The sequence below is a fragment of the Pseudarthrobacter sp. GQ63 genome, from assembly GCF_059758765.1.
Window position 1 is genome coordinate 79,734 of sequence record NZ_JCAXEF010000001.1, and the last position, 16,056, is coordinate 95,789.

At 64.6% G+C, this 16,056-nt stretch carries 14 protein-coding genes; 11 read left to right on the top strand and 3 right to left on the bottom strand.

Annotated elements, in window-relative coordinates:
• Positions 1 to 44: 44 nt before the first annotated feature.
• On the bottom strand, positions 45 to 848 hold the full coding sequence (locus tag AC6CHP_RS00410; RefSeq protein ID WP_498227703.1) for a hypothetical protein: 804 nt from the start codon (positions 846 to 848) through the stop codon (positions 45 to 47).
• Positions 849 to 1,257: 409 nt separating this feature from the next.
• Between AC6CHP_RS00410 and pdhA the strand changes: the two genes are divergently transcribed.
• From pdhA to AC6CHP_RS00425, 3 genes are read left to right on the top strand one after another with little or no spacing between them, the layout of a single operon-like run.
• Positions 1,258 to 2,499, top strand: coding sequence for a pyruvate dehydrogenase (acetyl-transferring) E1 component subunit alpha (gene pdhA / locus AC6CHP_RS00415; RefSeq protein WP_498227705.1), 1,242 nt, complete (start codon positions 1,258 to 1,260; stop codon positions 2,497 to 2,499).
• The gene (locus AC6CHP_RS00420; protein WP_498227707.1) at positions 2,496 to 3,608 is read left to right on the top strand and encodes an alpha-ketoacid dehydrogenase subunit beta; all 1,113 of its coding nucleotides are present in this window, start codon (positions 2,496 to 2,498) and stop codon (positions 3,606 to 3,608) included. The genes pdhA and AC6CHP_RS00420 overlap by 4 nt, the downstream gene beginning before the upstream one ends.
• A 2-nt stretch (positions 3,609 to 3,610) precedes the next feature.
• Positions 3,611 to 5,146 (top strand): dihydrolipoamide acetyltransferase family protein, encoded by a 1,536-nt coding sequence (locus tag AC6CHP_RS00425; protein WP_498227709.1) that lies wholly within the window; start codon positions 3,611 to 3,613, stop codon positions 5,144 to 5,146.
• 400 nt (positions 5,147 to 5,546) lie between these two features.
• Here AC6CHP_RS00425 and AC6CHP_RS00430 read toward each other — a convergent pair whose 3' ends face one another.
• Positions 5,547 to 5,867, bottom strand: a complete 321-nt coding sequence (locus tag AC6CHP_RS00430) for a type II toxin-antitoxin system RelE/ParE family toxin (RefSeq protein WP_377086127.1) — start codon at positions 5,865 to 5,867, stop codon at positions 5,547 to 5,549.
• Positions 5,864 to 6,133 (bottom strand): ribbon-helix-helix domain-containing protein, encoded by a 270-nt coding sequence (locus AC6CHP_RS00435; protein WP_174180673.1) that lies wholly within the window; start codon positions 6,131 to 6,133, stop codon positions 5,864 to 5,866. Before AC6CHP_RS00435 ends, AC6CHP_RS00430 begins: the two co-directional genes overlap by 4 nt.
• 447 nt (positions 6,134 to 6,580) lie before the next feature.
• Here AC6CHP_RS00435 and AC6CHP_RS00440 point away from each other — a divergent pair, with 447 nt between their 5' ends.
• From AC6CHP_RS00440 to AC6CHP_RS00475, 8 genes are all read left to right on the top strand, one after another.
• Complete coding sequence (locus AC6CHP_RS00440; protein ID WP_498227710.1) at positions 6,581 to 7,864, top strand: ABC transporter substrate-binding protein; 1,284 nt, start codon at positions 6,581 to 6,583, stop codon at positions 7,862 to 7,864.
• Positions 7,865 to 7,930: 66 nt separating this feature from the next.
• On the top strand, positions 7,931 to 8,818 hold the full coding sequence (locus AC6CHP_RS00445) for a carbohydrate ABC transporter permease (RefSeq protein WP_498227711.1): 888 nt from the start codon (positions 7,931 to 7,933) through the stop codon (positions 8,816 to 8,818).
• Positions 8,818 to 9,768: a carbohydrate ABC transporter permease gene (locus AC6CHP_RS00450; RefSeq protein WP_498227713.1), complete on the top strand. Its 951-nt coding sequence runs from the start codon at positions 8,818 to 8,820 to the stop codon at positions 9,766 to 9,768. Before AC6CHP_RS00445 ends, AC6CHP_RS00450 begins: the two co-directional genes overlap by 1 nt.
• A 24-nt stretch (positions 9,769 to 9,792) precedes the next feature.
• Positions 9,793 to 10,845, top strand: a complete 1,053-nt coding sequence (locus AC6CHP_RS00455) for a LacI family DNA-binding transcriptional regulator (protein ID WP_498227714.1) — start codon at positions 9,793 to 9,795, stop codon at positions 10,843 to 10,845.
• Positions 10,846 to 10,882: 37 nt separating this feature from the next.
• The gene (locus AC6CHP_RS00460) at positions 10,883 to 12,466 is read left to right on the top strand and encodes a glycoside hydrolase family 32 protein (RefSeq protein ID WP_498227716.1); all 1,584 of its coding nucleotides are present in this window, start codon (positions 10,883 to 10,885) and stop codon (positions 12,464 to 12,466) included.
• 28 nt (positions 12,467 to 12,494) lie between these two features.
• A complete protein-coding gene (locus AC6CHP_RS00465) occupies positions 12,495 to 13,445 on the top strand; it encodes a carbohydrate kinase family protein (protein WP_498227718.1) in 951 nt (316 codons plus the stop codon).
• 45 nt (positions 13,446 to 13,490) lie between these two features.
• On the top strand, positions 13,491 to 14,831 hold the full coding sequence (locus AC6CHP_RS00470; RefSeq protein WP_498227719.1) for a NosD domain-containing protein: 1,341 nt from the start codon (positions 13,491 to 13,493) through the stop codon (positions 14,829 to 14,831).
• 66 nt (positions 14,832 to 14,897) lie between these two features.
• Positions 14,898 to 15,941 carry a LacI family DNA-binding transcriptional regulator gene (locus AC6CHP_RS00475; RefSeq protein ID WP_498227720.1) on the top strand — a complete coding sequence of 348 codons (1,044 nt, stop codon included), beginning with the start codon at positions 14,898 to 14,900 and terminating at the stop codon, positions 15,939 to 15,941.
• Positions 15,942 to 16,056: the final 115 nt, after the last annotated feature.

The following is a 16,056-nucleotide window of genomic DNA, read 5'->3' on the forward strand; positions in this document are numbered from 1 at the left end:
GGTGAACAGTGCCAGATCCCAGCATCGTGTCCCACAGCTGCTGCTTACTTTGTAAACACACAGATTTGCATATAGAGGCGCAGGGCTCCAGCGTTCTCCCACGAAGTTGCGGTCATGGAGTTTTTTGCCTTGCTGACGTACCCGGAGCTTTTCGAGAGCAGCGCGCTGGTAAGGCCGGACAGGTTCACATACAAGGTGGCGGTGGACAGCGCTGTGTCAGCCTTTTCGATCGTTGTCTTGAGCTTCGTGTAAACGTCCTGGAAGGTTGGCCTTGCGGGTGGGATATAGGACGGCAGTGTTGCTTGGGCCAGGGGCGACGGGGAAGGCCCAACCCGTGTCGGCATAGCGTCCAGGAACAGCTGGCAGGTTGTGTCTTTCAGAACACTCTGGGCGGACGCCTCCAGACGCTGGTACCGGGCCGGAGTTAGCCGATTGGTCCAGGAGTGCCGGAAGCCCTTGACCAACTCCACAGAGTCTTTGGTGATCAATGCCGTGATTTCATCGGCAACGCCAAGAGCTTTCGCGATCTCCCTGGCAAGCGCAGCTTGTTGGGCCGCCCTTTGCACAGCGGCCTTGTCGACGGCTGACAGGGAACTGCTCTGGGGAGCCCTTTTCAAAAGGTCGTCCAGTTGGCCGGACAGGCGGTTCAATTCGGGGGCCTGCCCCCTGCCCGTAATTTGCCGCGCGGCGTCATCGGCCACCCGGGACAGCGCGTTGACGACGTCGTCCGCTGCACCCAGTCTCGCCTGGGTTTGGGATCCAGCACCACTGCAGGCCGTTGTCGCAGCAACGAAAACGGCAACCACCATCACGAGGACGCGGACAGGAATTCTTCGACGCTGCTTCATTGCAATGGTCCTTCGATCCTCATACGGTCTCTTCGGTCTACGCCTGCTTAGGGGGCCTGTCTACACATCAACGCCCCCTACTTCCGTCAGTAGGTACGTATCTTTGGATAGGGGATCGAGGCGCGGCATCGCCTATCTTCATGACGTCGCTGAAAGAAGAGCTTGAACGAGCTCATTCAGGTCCCTTAGCCGGTTGCGGGTCGGTCTCGTCAAGCGGGTCGGGTTCCCTCCCCGCATCCGCGGCCGCCAATTTGTCCACGCACCCGCCAGTAACCCAGCTCACACTTACAATTCGTCTTTGAGTATCGGCTGATACGAGCAGCTTCTCCACGATTCCGTCAGGTGGTGGATACGAAACCGGCCACAGGACGATACTGGGAAGGAATAGTGGCAACAGAAGGACGGAACAATGACGATCTCCGCAGACCACACCGCGCCGGACACAACTGACACAGGCCATACCAGCCAGGCACCCGCCGAGGACGCCCTCTCCGAGGCCGCCAAGAAGTTCGGCATCACGGCAGAGGACTACATGCTCCCCGCCCGGCACCAGATCGAGATGGTGGACCCGGACGGCCGGCTCAAGCCACAAGGTGAGCAGGGCACCGAACCCGGCCACGAATACCCCCTGCCCGGCGATGAAGAACTGCTGGCCGCGTACGAACAGCTCGTCGTCGGACGCCGCGTCAATGACCAGAACTCCGCCCTGGTCCGGCAGGGCCGCATGGCCGTGTACCCGTCCAGCCACGGCCAGGAAGCCTGCCAGGTGGCCGCCGCCCTGTGCCTCTCCAAGGGCGACTGGATGTTCCCCACCTACCGTGACGCCGTCGCCGTGATGACCCGCGGCGTGGACCCCGTGCAGGTGATGACCATCTTCCGCGGCGACTGGCACGGCGGGTTCGATCCCCTTCAGCACAAGGTGGGCATCCAGTGCACCCCGCTCACCACCCAGCTGCTGCACGCCGTGGGCGTGGCCCACGCCGCCAAGCTCCGCGGCGAGGACACCGTGGTGCTGGCCATGTGCGGCGACGGCGCCACGTCCGAAGGCGACTTCCACGAGGCCCTGAACTTCGCCGCCGTCTTCCACCTGCCCGTCATCTTCTTCGTCCAGAACAACAAGTACGCCATCTCGGTGCCGCTGGCGCACCAGTCCGTGGCGCCGTCGCTCGCGCACAAGGCCGTGGGCTACGGCATGGCCGGCGAACGCGTGGACGGCAACGACGTCGTCGCCCTCCTCGCCGTCCTGGACCGGGCCGTGAAACTCGCCAGGGAAGGCTCCGGCCCCCTGCTGGTGGAAGCCAACACCTACCGCATGCAGGCCCACACCAATGCTGACGACGACACCCGCTACCGCCAAAACAGCGAGGTTGCCGAGTGGCGGGCCAAGGACCCCGTCAACAGGATGCGCACCTACCTCACGGACCGCGGCCTGCTGGACGACGACGGCGAAGCGCGGATCCGCGAGAAGGCGGAAGCGGTTGCCACGCAGCTGCGCGACGGGCTCAGCGAGGACGTGCCCGTGGACCCGCAGGAACTCTTCCGCCACGTCTTCGAAAAGACCACGCCCCAGCTGAAGGAACAGTCCGCCCTGCTCGCCGACGAACTCGCCCGCGATGCAGCAGCATCCACATCACAGGAGGCCGGCAAGTGAGCCCTACCATCACCACGTCCTCCGAGGCCAACGGCAACGTTTCTGCCGCCACCGCCCGGGCAGCCGCCTCCGCCGCAGCCACCGCGGAAGCCTCCGGCCCCCAGCCGGTCACCATGGCCAAGGCGTTGAACACTGCCCTGGCCGATGCGATGCACGCTGACACCTCCGTCCTGGTGTTCGGCGAGGACGTGGGCCAGCTCGGCGGCGTCTTCCGCATCACCGACGGGCTCACCGCCACCTTCGGCGAGCAGCGCTGCTTCGACACCCCTCTGGCCGAGTCCGGCATTGTGGGCATGGCCGTGGGCATGGCCATCAACGGCATGCGCCCGGTGATTGAGATGCAGTTCGACGCGTTCGCCTACCCGGCGTTCGAGCAGATCATCAGCCACGTGGCCAAGATGCACAACCGCACCAAGGGTGCCGTAAAGCTGCCCATGGTGATCCGGGTTCCCTACGGCGGCGGCATCGGGGGAGTGGAGCACCACTGCGACTCCTCCGAGTCCTACTACGCCCATACCGCCGGCCTGAAGGTGTTCACCCCCGCCACCGTGGCGGACGGGTACCGGATGCTCCGCGAAGCCATCGACTCGGACGATCCCGTCATCTTCATGGAGCCCAAGAAGCTCTACTGGTCCAAGGACCTGGTGGATCTTCCGGAGCTGCGGGCCGCCCACTCCGCTGCTGCTTCGGCGGGGCAGTCTTCGGAAGGCCGTGCCGCCGTCGCCCGCCCCGGAACCGACGCAACGCTCATCGCCTACGGCCCTTCCGTGCCCACCGCGCTCGCCGCCGCCGCGGCCGCCGCGCTGGAGGGGCGCTCGCTGGAAGTCATCGACGTGCGCACCATTGTGCCGTTCGACGACGAGACGGTGTGCGAGTCCGTGCGGAAGACCGGCCGGGCCGTGGTGATCGCCGAAGCCCACGGCTTCGCGTCCGTGTCCTCCGAGATCGTGGCCAGGGTGCAGGAACGCTGCTTCCACCACCTGGCCGCCCCCATCCGCCGCGTCACCGGGTTCGACATCCCCTACCCGGCGCCCAAGCTTGAGAAGTACTACCTGCCCGGCGTGGACCGCATCCTCGACGCCGTTGACGACCTTCAGTGGGAGAACTGACCATGAGTGAAACACGCGTGTTTTTGTTGCCGGACCTGGGCGAGGGCCTCACCGAAGCCGAACTGGTGTCCTGGCACGTGGCCGTGGGCGACACGATCTCCGTGGACCAGCCCATCGCCGAGGTGGAGACCGCCAAGTCCACCGTGGAGGTGCCGTCCCCGTACGCCGGGATCGTGGCCGAGCTGCACGGGCAGCCGGGGGAGACCCTGGATGTGGGGAAGCCGCTGATCTCGGTGACGCCTGTATCTGTTGGCGGCCCGGCCGCGAATGCTGCCGCCCCCGCTGAGCCGGAGACCGAGCCTGCCGAAACCGAACTGGGCGGACCGCTGGACGAGCCCGCCGGCACCCCCGCCCAGGCCGAAGCGGAGGCCTACCGGGAAGAGGAGAAGGCCGGGTCCGGCAACGTGCTCATCGGCTACGGAACCCCGGGCGGCCACGGCGTTGCCCGGCGCACCCGGGCGCGGAAGGCTTCTGCTGCCTCCGGCTCCGTCAGCACCCTGCCGCTTGAGGACGGGGCGGCCGACGGCGGCCCCGCCGAGGGCGCCGACGTGGACCTTTCGCTCCTGCGCACCAGGGTCCCCGGCCGGCTCGGCGCTGTCATCTCACCGCTGGTCCGGCGCATGGCCCGGGAACACGGCGTGGACCTCGGAGCCCTCCCCGGCTCCGGGGAGGGCGGCCTGATCATGCGCCGCGACGTGGAAGCCGCCATCAGCACCCCGGAGGTGGAGGAGCGCGCTGTTGCTGAGCCCCAGCCGGTTGTTGAGCCCGCCCCGGTGGCTGCCCCCGCCGAACCGCGTTCTTCCGACGTCCAGGGTGTGGACGCCCGCACCGGTCTGGGAATTGCTGCCCGCACGCCGGTCAAGGGCGTGCGGAAGGTTGTGGCCACCAACATGGCCCGCAGCCGCTCGGAGATCCCGGAGGCGACCGTCTGGGTGGATGTGGACGCCACCGGGCTGATGGAACTGCGTGAAGGGCTCAAATCCGGCAGTGACCAGGTGCCCGGCCTGCTCGCGTTCATTGCACGTTTTGTCACAGCCGGGCTAAAAAAGTATCCGGAACTGAACACGCGCATCGAAACCGCGGAGGACGGCTCGCAGGAGATCGTCTCGTTTGACGGCGTCAACCTCGGCATCGCCGCCCAGACCGATCGCGGCCTGGTGGTCCCGTCCGTCCGCGCCGCCGAAAAGCTGACCGCCCGCGAACTGGACGCCGAGATCCGCCGGCTCACCGACGTCGCACGCCAGGGCAAGGCGACCCCCACGGAACTGGGCAGCGGCACGTTCACGCTCAACAACTATGGTGTGTTCGGTGTGGACGGGTCCGCGGCGATCATCAACCACCCCGAGGTGGCCATCCTGGGCGTGGGCCGGATCATCGACAAGCCGTGGGTGGTCAACGGCGAGCTGGCCGTCCGCAAGGTCACCGAGCTCACCCTCACGTTCGACCACCGAGTCTGCGACGGCGGCACCGCGGCCGGCTTCCTCCGCTTCATAGCCGACGCAATAGAAAACCCAACCACCCTCCTCGCGGACATCTAACCAACCAACCCCGACGCTCTCTCACTTAACGTCGGTTTTCCCGAAACCCTCTCTCACTCGATGTCGGTTTAGCTGGGACCCCGTAGCATTCGTTTTCGAGGCGCATACGTTTTACCGACGAGCAGAGACGGTGGCGCTACCCGCATATGGGCCGCGCCATCCATTTTGCGCGTCGAGGGCGAGCATGTGCGTCGCTCCTCATCTGGAGTTTTTGTCCAGATACGCAGGGTTGCAGGCTTAAGAAGTCGGCATATCTGGACAAAAACTCACGCTGGGAATTGGAAGGTGATTAGTACGACGGCGGCCGCGCGCCGCCGTCGTAAGCTGTCCTTCGCTGCCGGGAGTCCGCCCACAAAGCCCTGCAGCGCCCCGTCTATCACCCCCAGATGACGGCCTGACGTCAACGATCCAAGTGAGGGTCGCTAAGCAGCTGCTCGTGGTCGCGCCCACCGTAGAAGATGCCGACGATCGCCACGGTTTCATTCAAAATGGCATAGGCGATCACGACGCGCTTCCTGAAGCCGATCGTCCTCAGCCCAGGACGGAGGTCTTCCCTCGCCAAACCACGGTAAGGAAAATCGGCAAGACCTTCACAGAAGGCGACTATCGATTCAGTGAAGCCGGCCGCGGTGGCGGGAGACCCGGCATCGGCGATGAAATCGTAAAGCTCCTCAAGCTGTAGCAGTGCTTCCTGCCGGAATACAAGCCGGTAGTGATTCACTGATGCTTGTCATGCTTCGCCGAAAGCCGCGCACGCACTTCGTCGGCGCTCACCACAGCGGAGGGATCGGCCGCAAGTGCGTCATAAGCACTGACAACCTCCTCGCGAAGCCACGACTCAAGCACCTGGTCACGCGCGAACAACGTGCGCAAACCATCACGGATAACTTCGCTCTCACTTGCGTAGGCGCCCGAAGTAACGCGCTGACGCAAGGCGTCGGCCATCTCGTTGGGAAGGGTGATGCTTAGTTGCCGTGTTGTTCGCATGATCGCTCCAATTGGGTGAGTAGGACTAAATCCTACTCGTCTTTGCCGGGTGTGAGAAGGGAGCCCGCGGCTCCCTAAAGTGCCTCCTCAACCGCCCTCAAAGCGTCCATGACCGGGTGTAGGACCGTGACATTCGGCAGGCAGATGAACCTGGGTCCGCAGCGCTGGATGGTTCGCACATCCCCTGAGGATGCCCAGGGCGGAGGACGACCGGCCATCGCAGCAGGCCAGCCATTTGCCAAAATTGCCAAAACGATTCTTCAAGCTGGGCCGAGCTTCACGCTAAGGCCGCAAGCCACGAACCGTCAATAGAAAAAACTCTTCAAAGTGATGCTTGACACGTACATGACAGCGGATCTAACGTAAGTGCCAAGTCGTTTTGGCAAAACGATTTTTCACCCTGATCATTCTCATCCTTTCCGTTCGAGAGAAAGTGAGTCGACAGCGATGTCCACTCGTAAATACATCAGCAGGCTCGCCATCGGCGGCATTTGCACCGCCGTCGCACTGGCCGCCTCCGCGTGCGGCGCCGGGGGCCCCGCCAGCAGCACATCAGGAACAGCCGGCACCAACACAGTCAACGTCCTGGTGGAAGCCGGCGGCCACGCCGAGCTCACCGGCGTTGCCGAACAGTGCAAGAAGGACGCCGGCGTCGACGTCAACTTCGTGGAACTGCCCTACGACGGCATGTTCAACCGGCTCTCCAGCGAATTCTCCTCCGGCGCCGTCTCCTTCGACGTCGCAGCACTGGACTCCGTCTGGCTGCCCAGCTTCAAGGACGCCCTCCAGCCCATCGACGAAATCTTCACCGACGAGGCCAAGAAGGACATCTTCCCCTCCCTCGTCAAGGAAGCGAACGTTGACGGGCACTTCATCGGCCTGCCCGCGTGGACCAACGCCGAGATCATCCTCTACCGCAAAGACCTCTTCGAGGACGCCAAGAACAAGGCGGATTTTCAGGCCAAGTACGGCTATGAACTTGCTGCCCCCACCACGTGGAAGCAGTACCAGGACATCTCCGAGTTCTTCACCAAGGACGGCATGTACGGCACTGACGTCAAGGGCGGTGTGGAAACCGAATGGCTTGCCCACGTCCTGCAGGCCGGCGGACCCATGATCCTGGACGAAAACAACAAGGTAGTCATCGACAACGACGCCCACAAGGAAGCCCTGGACTTCTACGTCAGCCTCACCAAGTCCGCGCCGTCCGGCGCCGCACAGGTGGACTGGGCCGCCGCCCAGAACCTGTTCAACCAGGGCCAGACCGCCATGACCCGCTTCTGGGCCCACGCCTACCGCCAGATCCCCAAGGATTCACCCGTTGCGGGCAAGGTGGGCACAGCTCCGATGATCGCCGGTTCCGCCGGCATCGGCGGCGTCCCCGGCCCCTGGTACCTCACGGTTCCCAAGGCCACCAAGAACACGGAGGCCGCCAAGAAGTTCGTCCAGTGCGCCTATGACCACAACAGCATGGGCATCGAATCCAGCCTGGGCCTGGCCTCCCGGATCTCCGCCTTCGAGGAGTACCAGGACAAGGAGGGCTACGAAAGCTTCGGCCCGCTGATCGAGACCCTCAACGGCGAGGCCACCGCCACCCGCCCGGCCACAGAGAAGTGGCAGCAGATCGTGGACACCGTCCTGGTCCCCATGCTGCAGAAGGCCGTGGCCGGCGGTGACTCCGCAACGCTGCTCGCTGAGGCCAAGAAGCAGATCGAGGACCTCCTCAAGTAAGACCCCCGCGGCCGGCACCTGGATCACCGGTGCCGGCCGCGGCCCCAACCAGCGGAAGAGAAAACCGTGCGCATTTCCGATCGCCGCTTCGCATTGTTCCTGATGACTCCAGCGGCGCTGTTCCTGGCAGTATTCGTGGCCTTCCCGCTGTTCCGCTTGGTGGCGGACAGCTTCTTCAAGATCTCCCCGATCGCCGGCGGTCCCCGCGACTTCGTGGGCCTGGACAACTACTTCCGGGCCTTCGCCTCCGAGGCCTTTACCGGCGCCGGGTGGCGGACCCTGGCCTACACGCTGGTTGTGGTCACGCTCGAGTTCGCGCTTGGCCTGGGCATGGCCCTGCTGTTCACCATGCTGGGCCGCAGTTCCCAGATCTGGCGAACCGTGTTCATGTACCCGCTGATGATCGCCCCGATCGTGGCAGGCCTGTTGTGGAAGTTCCTGATGATCGACAACTTCGGCCTCATCGGGACCCTCCTGCACCAGGCAGGCATCCTGTCCAACCCCAACCAGATCGGGTGGCTCTCGGACCCGAACATCGTGCTGTATTCCGTCGCCATCCCGGATATCTGGCTGACCACTTCCTTTATGTGCCTGGTCCTCTTCGCAGGGCTGCAGAACATCCCGGGAGACCTGATCGAAGCTGCACTGCTTGACGGCGCACGCGCCCCGGCCATGCTGTTCCGCATCATCCTGCCGCTCCTGCGTCCAGTCATCGCCGTGGCCCTGGTAGTGCGGGGCATCGATGCGGCCCGGGCGTTCGACACCATCCTGATCCAAACCAATGGCGGCCCGCAGTCCGCCTCGGAAACCATGAGCCTGCTGATCTACCGCACCATGATCCGCTTCGGCGATCCCGGCCTGGCAAGCGCCATGGGCACCATCTACCTGCTGGCCATGCTCGCCGTCGCGTTCTTTGCGGTGGCCACCATCTGGCGGCCAGGAAAGGACAACTGATGCGCGTCGCAGAAAAAACAACGCACGACGCCGGGACCTCCGCTACGGCGGCCGGGGCACCTTCCGCACGTCCCGCCGTCGTCCGTCCCCGCAGGCGCCGCGGCGTGAACCGGGAAGGCCTGGAAGCAGGCCGGCGCGGCACCCGGGCCCTGCTGTGGATCCTGCTTGCCGGGGCCATGGTGCTGTACGGATTCCCCTTCCTGTACCTGCTGTTCACGTCCTTCAAGACGCCGATCGACACTATCGCCGTGCCGCCCACCATCCTTCCCCGGGAATGGACGCTGGAGAATTACACCAACGCGCTGGGCCGCAACGGAGTCCTGGCCTCCTTCATCAACAGCATCCAGACGGCCATCATCAGCACCTTGCTTTCGCTGGTGCTGGCGGTACCGGCGGCCTACGGCATCACCCGGTACAAAACCCTCAGCGGCAGGATCTTCATCATGGCCGCCCTGGTGACCCGCATGGTGCCCCCGGTGGCGATCGGCATTCCGCTGGCTTCGATGATGGCATCCATGGGGCTGTCCGATACTCCGATCGCGCTGTCCATTGCCCACACCACCATCTCGCTGCCGCTCTCCATCTGGCTGATGGCCAGCTTCTTCGAGGCGGTGCCCAAAGACCTGGAGGAGGCCGCCACCGTGGATGGCTGCAGCAGGCTCGGGGCCCTGTGGCGGGTGGTGATCCCGGTGGTGTCCGGCGGCATCGCCGTCACCGCGATCTTCGCCTTCCTGGCCTCCTGGAACGAGTTCCTCTTCGCGCTCCTGATGACAGCCATCCGTTCCCAGACAACGCCCGTGGTGATCGCCAACTTCCAGACGCAGTTCGGCCTGGACTGGGGCTCGATGACGGCGCTGGCAGCCGTGTACTCCATCCCGGTCATCCTTCTTACCCTGCTCCTGCAGCGCAAGATCGTGGCCGGCATGACGCTCGGCGCCGTCAAGGGCTGAACCACCAACAACAGAACGAAGAAGATGAGCAACAGGAACATCGGCATCAAGGACGTGGCTGTGGCCGCGGGCGTCTCAGTGACAACTGTGTCCCACGTCCTGAATGAGGTTGCCTACGCCCGGGTGAGTCCCGAAACCCGGGACAAGGTCCGGTCCGCTGCCGAGGAGCTGGGTTATGGCCCCAACCGTCTGGCCCAGGCCTTGCGTACGCAGCGGACCGGGATGCTGGGGCTGGTGAGCGAGGATATCGCCACCACGCCCCACGCAGGCCGGATCATCCTCGGTGCTGACGAGGCCGCAAAAGCCCGCGGCTACAACCTCATGATCATCAACACCTCCGGTTCGGCCAGCCTCGAATCCCGGCAGGCAGACATCGAAGCCCTCCTGGAACGACGGGTGGACGGCATCCTCTACGCCACCATGTACCACCGCAACGTGGAGCTGCCGGCCAACCTCGGCAGCGTGCCCTCGGTCCTGGTGGACTCGGTGGCCACTGGAGGAAAGATCACCGCCGTAATTCCGGACGAGGAAGGCGGTGCGCGGGCGGCCGTGGGCGCGCTCCTCGAAGCGGGCCACACCCGGGTGGGCTTCCTCAACAACACCGATGACGTCCCCGCAACCCGCCAGCGGCTCCAGGCTTTCCGGGCGGCGCTGACGGAAGCAGGGCTCGACGGCGACGCGGCACCTGTCGAGTCAGAGGTCTCCGAGGTGGACGGCGGCTATGCGGCGGCCCTGCGGATCCTGTCACCCAGGGACCGTGCCGATATGCCGACGGCATTGTTCTGCTACAACGACCGGATGGCCATGGGGGCGTACCGCGCCGCTGCGGAGCTGGGGCTCAGCATCCCGGGCGACCTCTCCGTGGTGGGCTTCGATGACCAGGAACTGATTGCCGCCAACCTGAACCCGGGCCTCACCACCGTTGCCCTGCCCCACTACGAGATGGGTGCCTGGGCCACCGAGCACCTGATTGACGCCGTCGAGGGGAAGACCGATCTTGCCCTCATGGCACTTCACCCGACCATCCTGGGCTGCCCCCTGGTGCGCCGCGATTCCATCGCAGCTCCCCGGCACTGACCGCCAGTCCCTTCCACTCCCAAGAGGAACGCCATTCATGTCCAGCTGCCTTGACACCGCAATCCCGGAAACAACCCGGCACGCAACCTCCAGGTTCCGGCCAGCCATCCACTTCACGGCAAGGGATACCTGGCTCAACGATCCCAACGGCCTGGTGTACTACGGCGGCCTGTACCACCTCTTTTTTCAGAACAACCCGTACGGCAATGTCTGGGGCAACATGTCCTGGGGCCACGCCACCTCCCGCGACCTGCTGCACTGGACGGAACACCCTGTTGCCATTGCCTGCGACGAGAAAGAGGACATCTTCTCCGGGAGCGTGGTGGTGGACCACGGCAACACGTCCGGTTTCGGCACTGCGGACGAACCCGCGCTGGTAGCCATCTACACCAGTGCCTACAAAACGGGGTCCCAACACCACGGGACGCAGGCCCAGTCCCTGGCCTCCAGCACGGACGCAGGAATGACCTGGCGGAAATACGAGGGGAACCCCGTCCTCAGCAGGAACTCCGCGCACTTCCGCGATCCCAAAGTCTTCCGGTACCAGGGGGAGCGGGGCGCCTGCTGGATCATGGTCGCCGTCGAGGCGCAGCACCAAAAGGTGGTCCTCTACCGATCAGATGACCTCAAATCCTGGGATTTCCTGAGCGACTTCGGCCCGGCCAACGCGGACCAGGGCGAGTGGGAGTGCCCGGACCTCTTTCCCCTGATGGTGGACGGGGACCCGGACAACATCAAGTGGGTCCTGATCGTCAACGTCAACCCGGGGGCCGTGGCCGGCGGCTCCGGCGGCCAGTACTTCGTGGGGACGTTCGACGGCGTCCGGTTCGTCCCGGACGCCGGCTCACTGGCGGCGCCGGCGGGGGTCAGCGCCCTGGACGATTCAGCCGCAGCCGCTGCGGCGCTGCAGCAATGCCTGTGGCTGGACTGGGGACGCGACTGCTATGCCTCGGTGTCCTTCAGCAACGCCCCCGACGGCCGGCGCATCATCATCGGCTGGATGAACAACTGGGACTACGCCAACCAGCTGCCCACCGCCCCGTGGCGGTCCTCAATGACCCTTGCCCGCGAGCTGCGCCTCACAGAAGTCAACGGCTCCGCCCGCCTGATCCAGCAACCGGTCCTTCCCCCTGTCCGCGCGGAAGAAGCCGTCCACACGGCCAACGGGCACATGGAGGCAGGCGCCTTTGAACTGGGGGATTCAGCCTTCCGGCTGCCTGATGCGGTACCCGGCAGCGCCCACATCATCGAGGCGGAGATACTGCCCGGAAGCGCCAGCCACGTGGCTTTCCACCTGTTCGGGGATAGTGAGGGAAGCGCAGGGACGCTGCTGACCTACGACGCCGCGGCCAATCAGCTCGTCCTGGACCGCCGGCTGTCGGGCAACACGGGCTTCCACGAGAAGTTTCCCTCCGTGGAAGCAGCCCCGCTGGTCTTGGAGGACGGCGCACTCAAGCTGCAGATCGTCGTCGACCATTGCTCGGTGGAGGTGTTCGCGCAGGACGGCAAGGTGGTCCTGACCGACCTTGTTTTTCCTGACGAGGGACATACCGGGACCCGGCTGACGGTCAGCGGCGGGCAGGCAACCATCCGGACGCTCACCGTCACGACACTCAACTAAGCGCACCCCACTCAGAGGAAGGCCCAACATGCCAATAGCCCAGCAAACCCACCATGACACCACAGCGCGTTTTGACGTCCTTGTTGTCGGTGAAGCGCTCTTGGACATCGTCGTCTCGCCACAGGGCACTATGGAGCACCCCGGCGGATCACCCGCCAACGTTGCCTACGGGCTCGGGCGGCTGGGGGTGGACACCGGACTCTTGACCTCCATCGGCGGCGACCACTATGCCGCGCTGATCGAGCAGCACCTGCGGAGCGCCGGAGTGAGTCTTCTGCCCGGTTCCCGCCACCAGGGTGGAACCGCCACGGCAACTGCGGTCCTGGCTTCCGACGGTTCAGCACAGTATGACTTCAACGTGCAGTGGGACCTCCCGCGGATGGCTCCGGCTGCCCTGCCCAAAATCCTGCACACCGGCTCGATAGCTACGTTCCTGGCGCCGGGGGCTGCAATGGTAAGGGAGCTCCTGGAGCAATCACACCAGCGCTGCGTGGTCACCTACGACCCCAACATCCGCCCTTCACTGCTCGGCAGCCACCTCGAGGCAAAAACCATCTTTGAGGAACTGGTGCAATTTACGGAGGTGGTGAAACTCAGCGACGAGGACGCACGGTGGCTCTATCCGCGGCTCTCCCTGGAAGACACCGCGCAACGCGTCCTCGGACTCGGGCCGCGGCTGGTCGCCGTCACCAGGGGAGCGGAGGGATCCCTGCTCACAACCAGGGACGCACGCGTGGACGTCCCCTCGGTCCCGTCAGCCGTCGCGGATACCATCGGGGCGGGGGACTCGTATATGTCCGCGCTGATCTACGGGCTCCTCCTGCGTGGAGCAGAAGGGCTGGCACCGTCAGTGCTCGAATCGCTGGGACGGATGGCAGCCAAAGCGGCGGCCATCACCGTACGACGCCCGGGCGCCCACCCGCCAACATCAGAGGAACTCCAACGGGACCTGCCGGAACATCAGCCGGTGGCCTCATAAACCCTGCTCTCCGGCTGAGGAATCACAACATCAAGGGAAGAAAGCATGTCAAGCAATAACTACTACGACGTGACAGCGTGGCCGGTCGGCCACCCGTCCAAGGACATCGGCGAAGTCATCAACAGCATCATCGCTGACATCAAGGGCCGGCAGTCCGCCACCGATGTGGACGACGGCGGGAAGCCCGGCGCTGTGATCTACCTTCCGCCGGGGGACTACCACCTCCGCACGCAGGTGGTCATCGACGTCAGCTTCCTTCGGATCCAGGGCTCGGGGCACGGCTTCACGTCATCGAGCATCCGCTTCAATGTTCCCGAAGACGAATGGCCTGATCTCCATGAAATGTGGCCCGGCGGGAGCCGTATTATTGTTGACCTTCCCGCCGGCGGGGACGGGGAGGAATCCACGGGGGCCGCGTTCTATGTTGAGCGGAGCGGGAGCCCGCGGATCAGCTCGGTGGAGTTCTCCAACTTCTGCATCGACGGGCTGCACTTCATCCCGGACGGCTCAGGAATGCCCGCAGAGAACACCTACGTCAACTGCAAAACCGGCATCTACGTCGCAAGCGCCAACGACTCATTCCGCGTGAACGGCATGGGGTTCATCTACCTCGAAAACGCCCTCACCATCCACAACGCGGACGCACTGTCCATCCACGACAACTTCATTGCCGAATGCGGAAGCTGCATCGAGCTGCGCGGCTGGGGACAGGCATCAAAAATCACCGACAACCTGATCGGTGCAGGCTTCAAGGGCCGCTCGATCTATGCCCAGAACCACGGCGGGCTGCTGATCACCGCGAACAACGTCTTTCCGCGAGGTGCGAGCAGCGTCCATTTCGACGGCGTCACACGGTCAAGCGTCACCAACAACCGCCTGCATTCGTTCTACCCGGGGATGGTGGTCCTCGAGGGCAACAGTTCGGAAAACCTGGTGGCCACGAACCACTTCCTGCGGGACCACGAGCCGTGGACGCCCTTCCTGGGTGTGGACAACGGGTTGGACGACCTCGCCGGGCTTCTCAGCGTCAGCGGCAACAACAATTCAGTGGTGGGCAACCACTTCTCGCAGATTATCGACTCGCAGAGCATCCGTCCGGCGGGTGCGAGGCCTGTCATCATGCGGTTGAGGGCCGGTACCGGCAACTTCGTCTCCAACAACCACGTGGTGGCCATGGACGTGGATTCCACGTCCAGTGATTCGTGCTTCGAAGCCCAGGTGGACGCCTTGCTGGCCACCGAGGAGTCGGAGGGCCTCGCCGTTACCGCTGTGATGGTCGATCCCGGGTCAGCCCGGAATACCATCCTTGATTCGGGAAGTGACGCCCAGGTCATGGCAGACAGGGCAGCAAATGCCTTCAGGCCGACACCCACGGTAGGTTTCTAAATGGCAGATGCGCCTATGGCACGGTAAGCAAGCTGCCATCACCGGCCATGAGGACGTGGGAGACAGATGAGCAACAAGAACATCGGCATCAAGGACGTGGCGCAAGCGGCCGGGGTGTCCGTGACCACTGTCTCCCACGTCCTCAACAACGTCAGTTATGCCCGCGTCAGTCCCGAGACCAAGGAAAAGGTCAGGGCCGTCGCTGAAGAGCTGGGCTACGAACCCAACCGGCTGGCCCAGGCGCTGCGGACGCAGCGGACGGGCATGCTGGGGCTGCTGAGCGAGGATATTGCCACCACACCGCATGCCGGCCGAATCATCCTGGGCGCCGATGAGGCTGCCAAGCGGCGCGGTTACAACCTCATGATCCTTAACACGTCCGCTTCGGCCAGCCTGGAATCCAGGACGGCGGACGTGGAGGCGTTGCTGGAGCGCAGGGTGGACGGCATCCTCTACGCCACCATGTATCACCGCAACGTGGAGCTGCCCCCAAACCTGGACAGCACTCCATCAGTCCTGGTGGACTCCGTGTCTGCCAGCGGAAATATCTGTGCGGTGATTCCGGACGAGGAGGGCGGCGCCCGGACGGCCGTAACTGCACTGCTGGACGCAGGCCACCGGCGGATCGGCTTCCTGAACAACACCGACGACGTCCCGGCAACACGCCTGCGCCTCCAGGGCTTCCGGAGGACACTGGACGGGGCAGGGCTCGACGGCGGCAGCGCGCCGGTGGAGTCTGCGCCGTCCGAGGTGCACGGCGGCTATGAGGCTGCCCGGCGGATGCTCGGCCGCAGCGACAGGCCCACAGCCCTGTTCTGCTACAACGACCGGATGGCCATGGGTGCCTACCGTGCGGCCGCTGAACTGGGGCTGGCCATCCCGAACGAGCTTTCCATCGTGGGGTTCGATGACCAGCAACTCATCGCCGCCAACCTCCACCCGGGCCTGACCACAGTGGCCCTTCCGCACTACGAGATGGGTGCCTGGGCTACGGACCAGCTCATCGACGCCATCGAGGGCAAGAACGATCTTGCCAGCATGGCGCTCCGCCCGACCATGCTGGACTGCCCGCTGGTCATCCGCGATTCCATCGCAGCTCCCGGGGCCTAACCCCCAACCCCACTCCCCACGAGGGTACGACGGCGGCCGCGCGCCGCCGTCGTCCGTGCCCGGCCTCCCGGGAACTCCAAGCAGTGCTGGGTACAATCGACCACTAAACGAACAC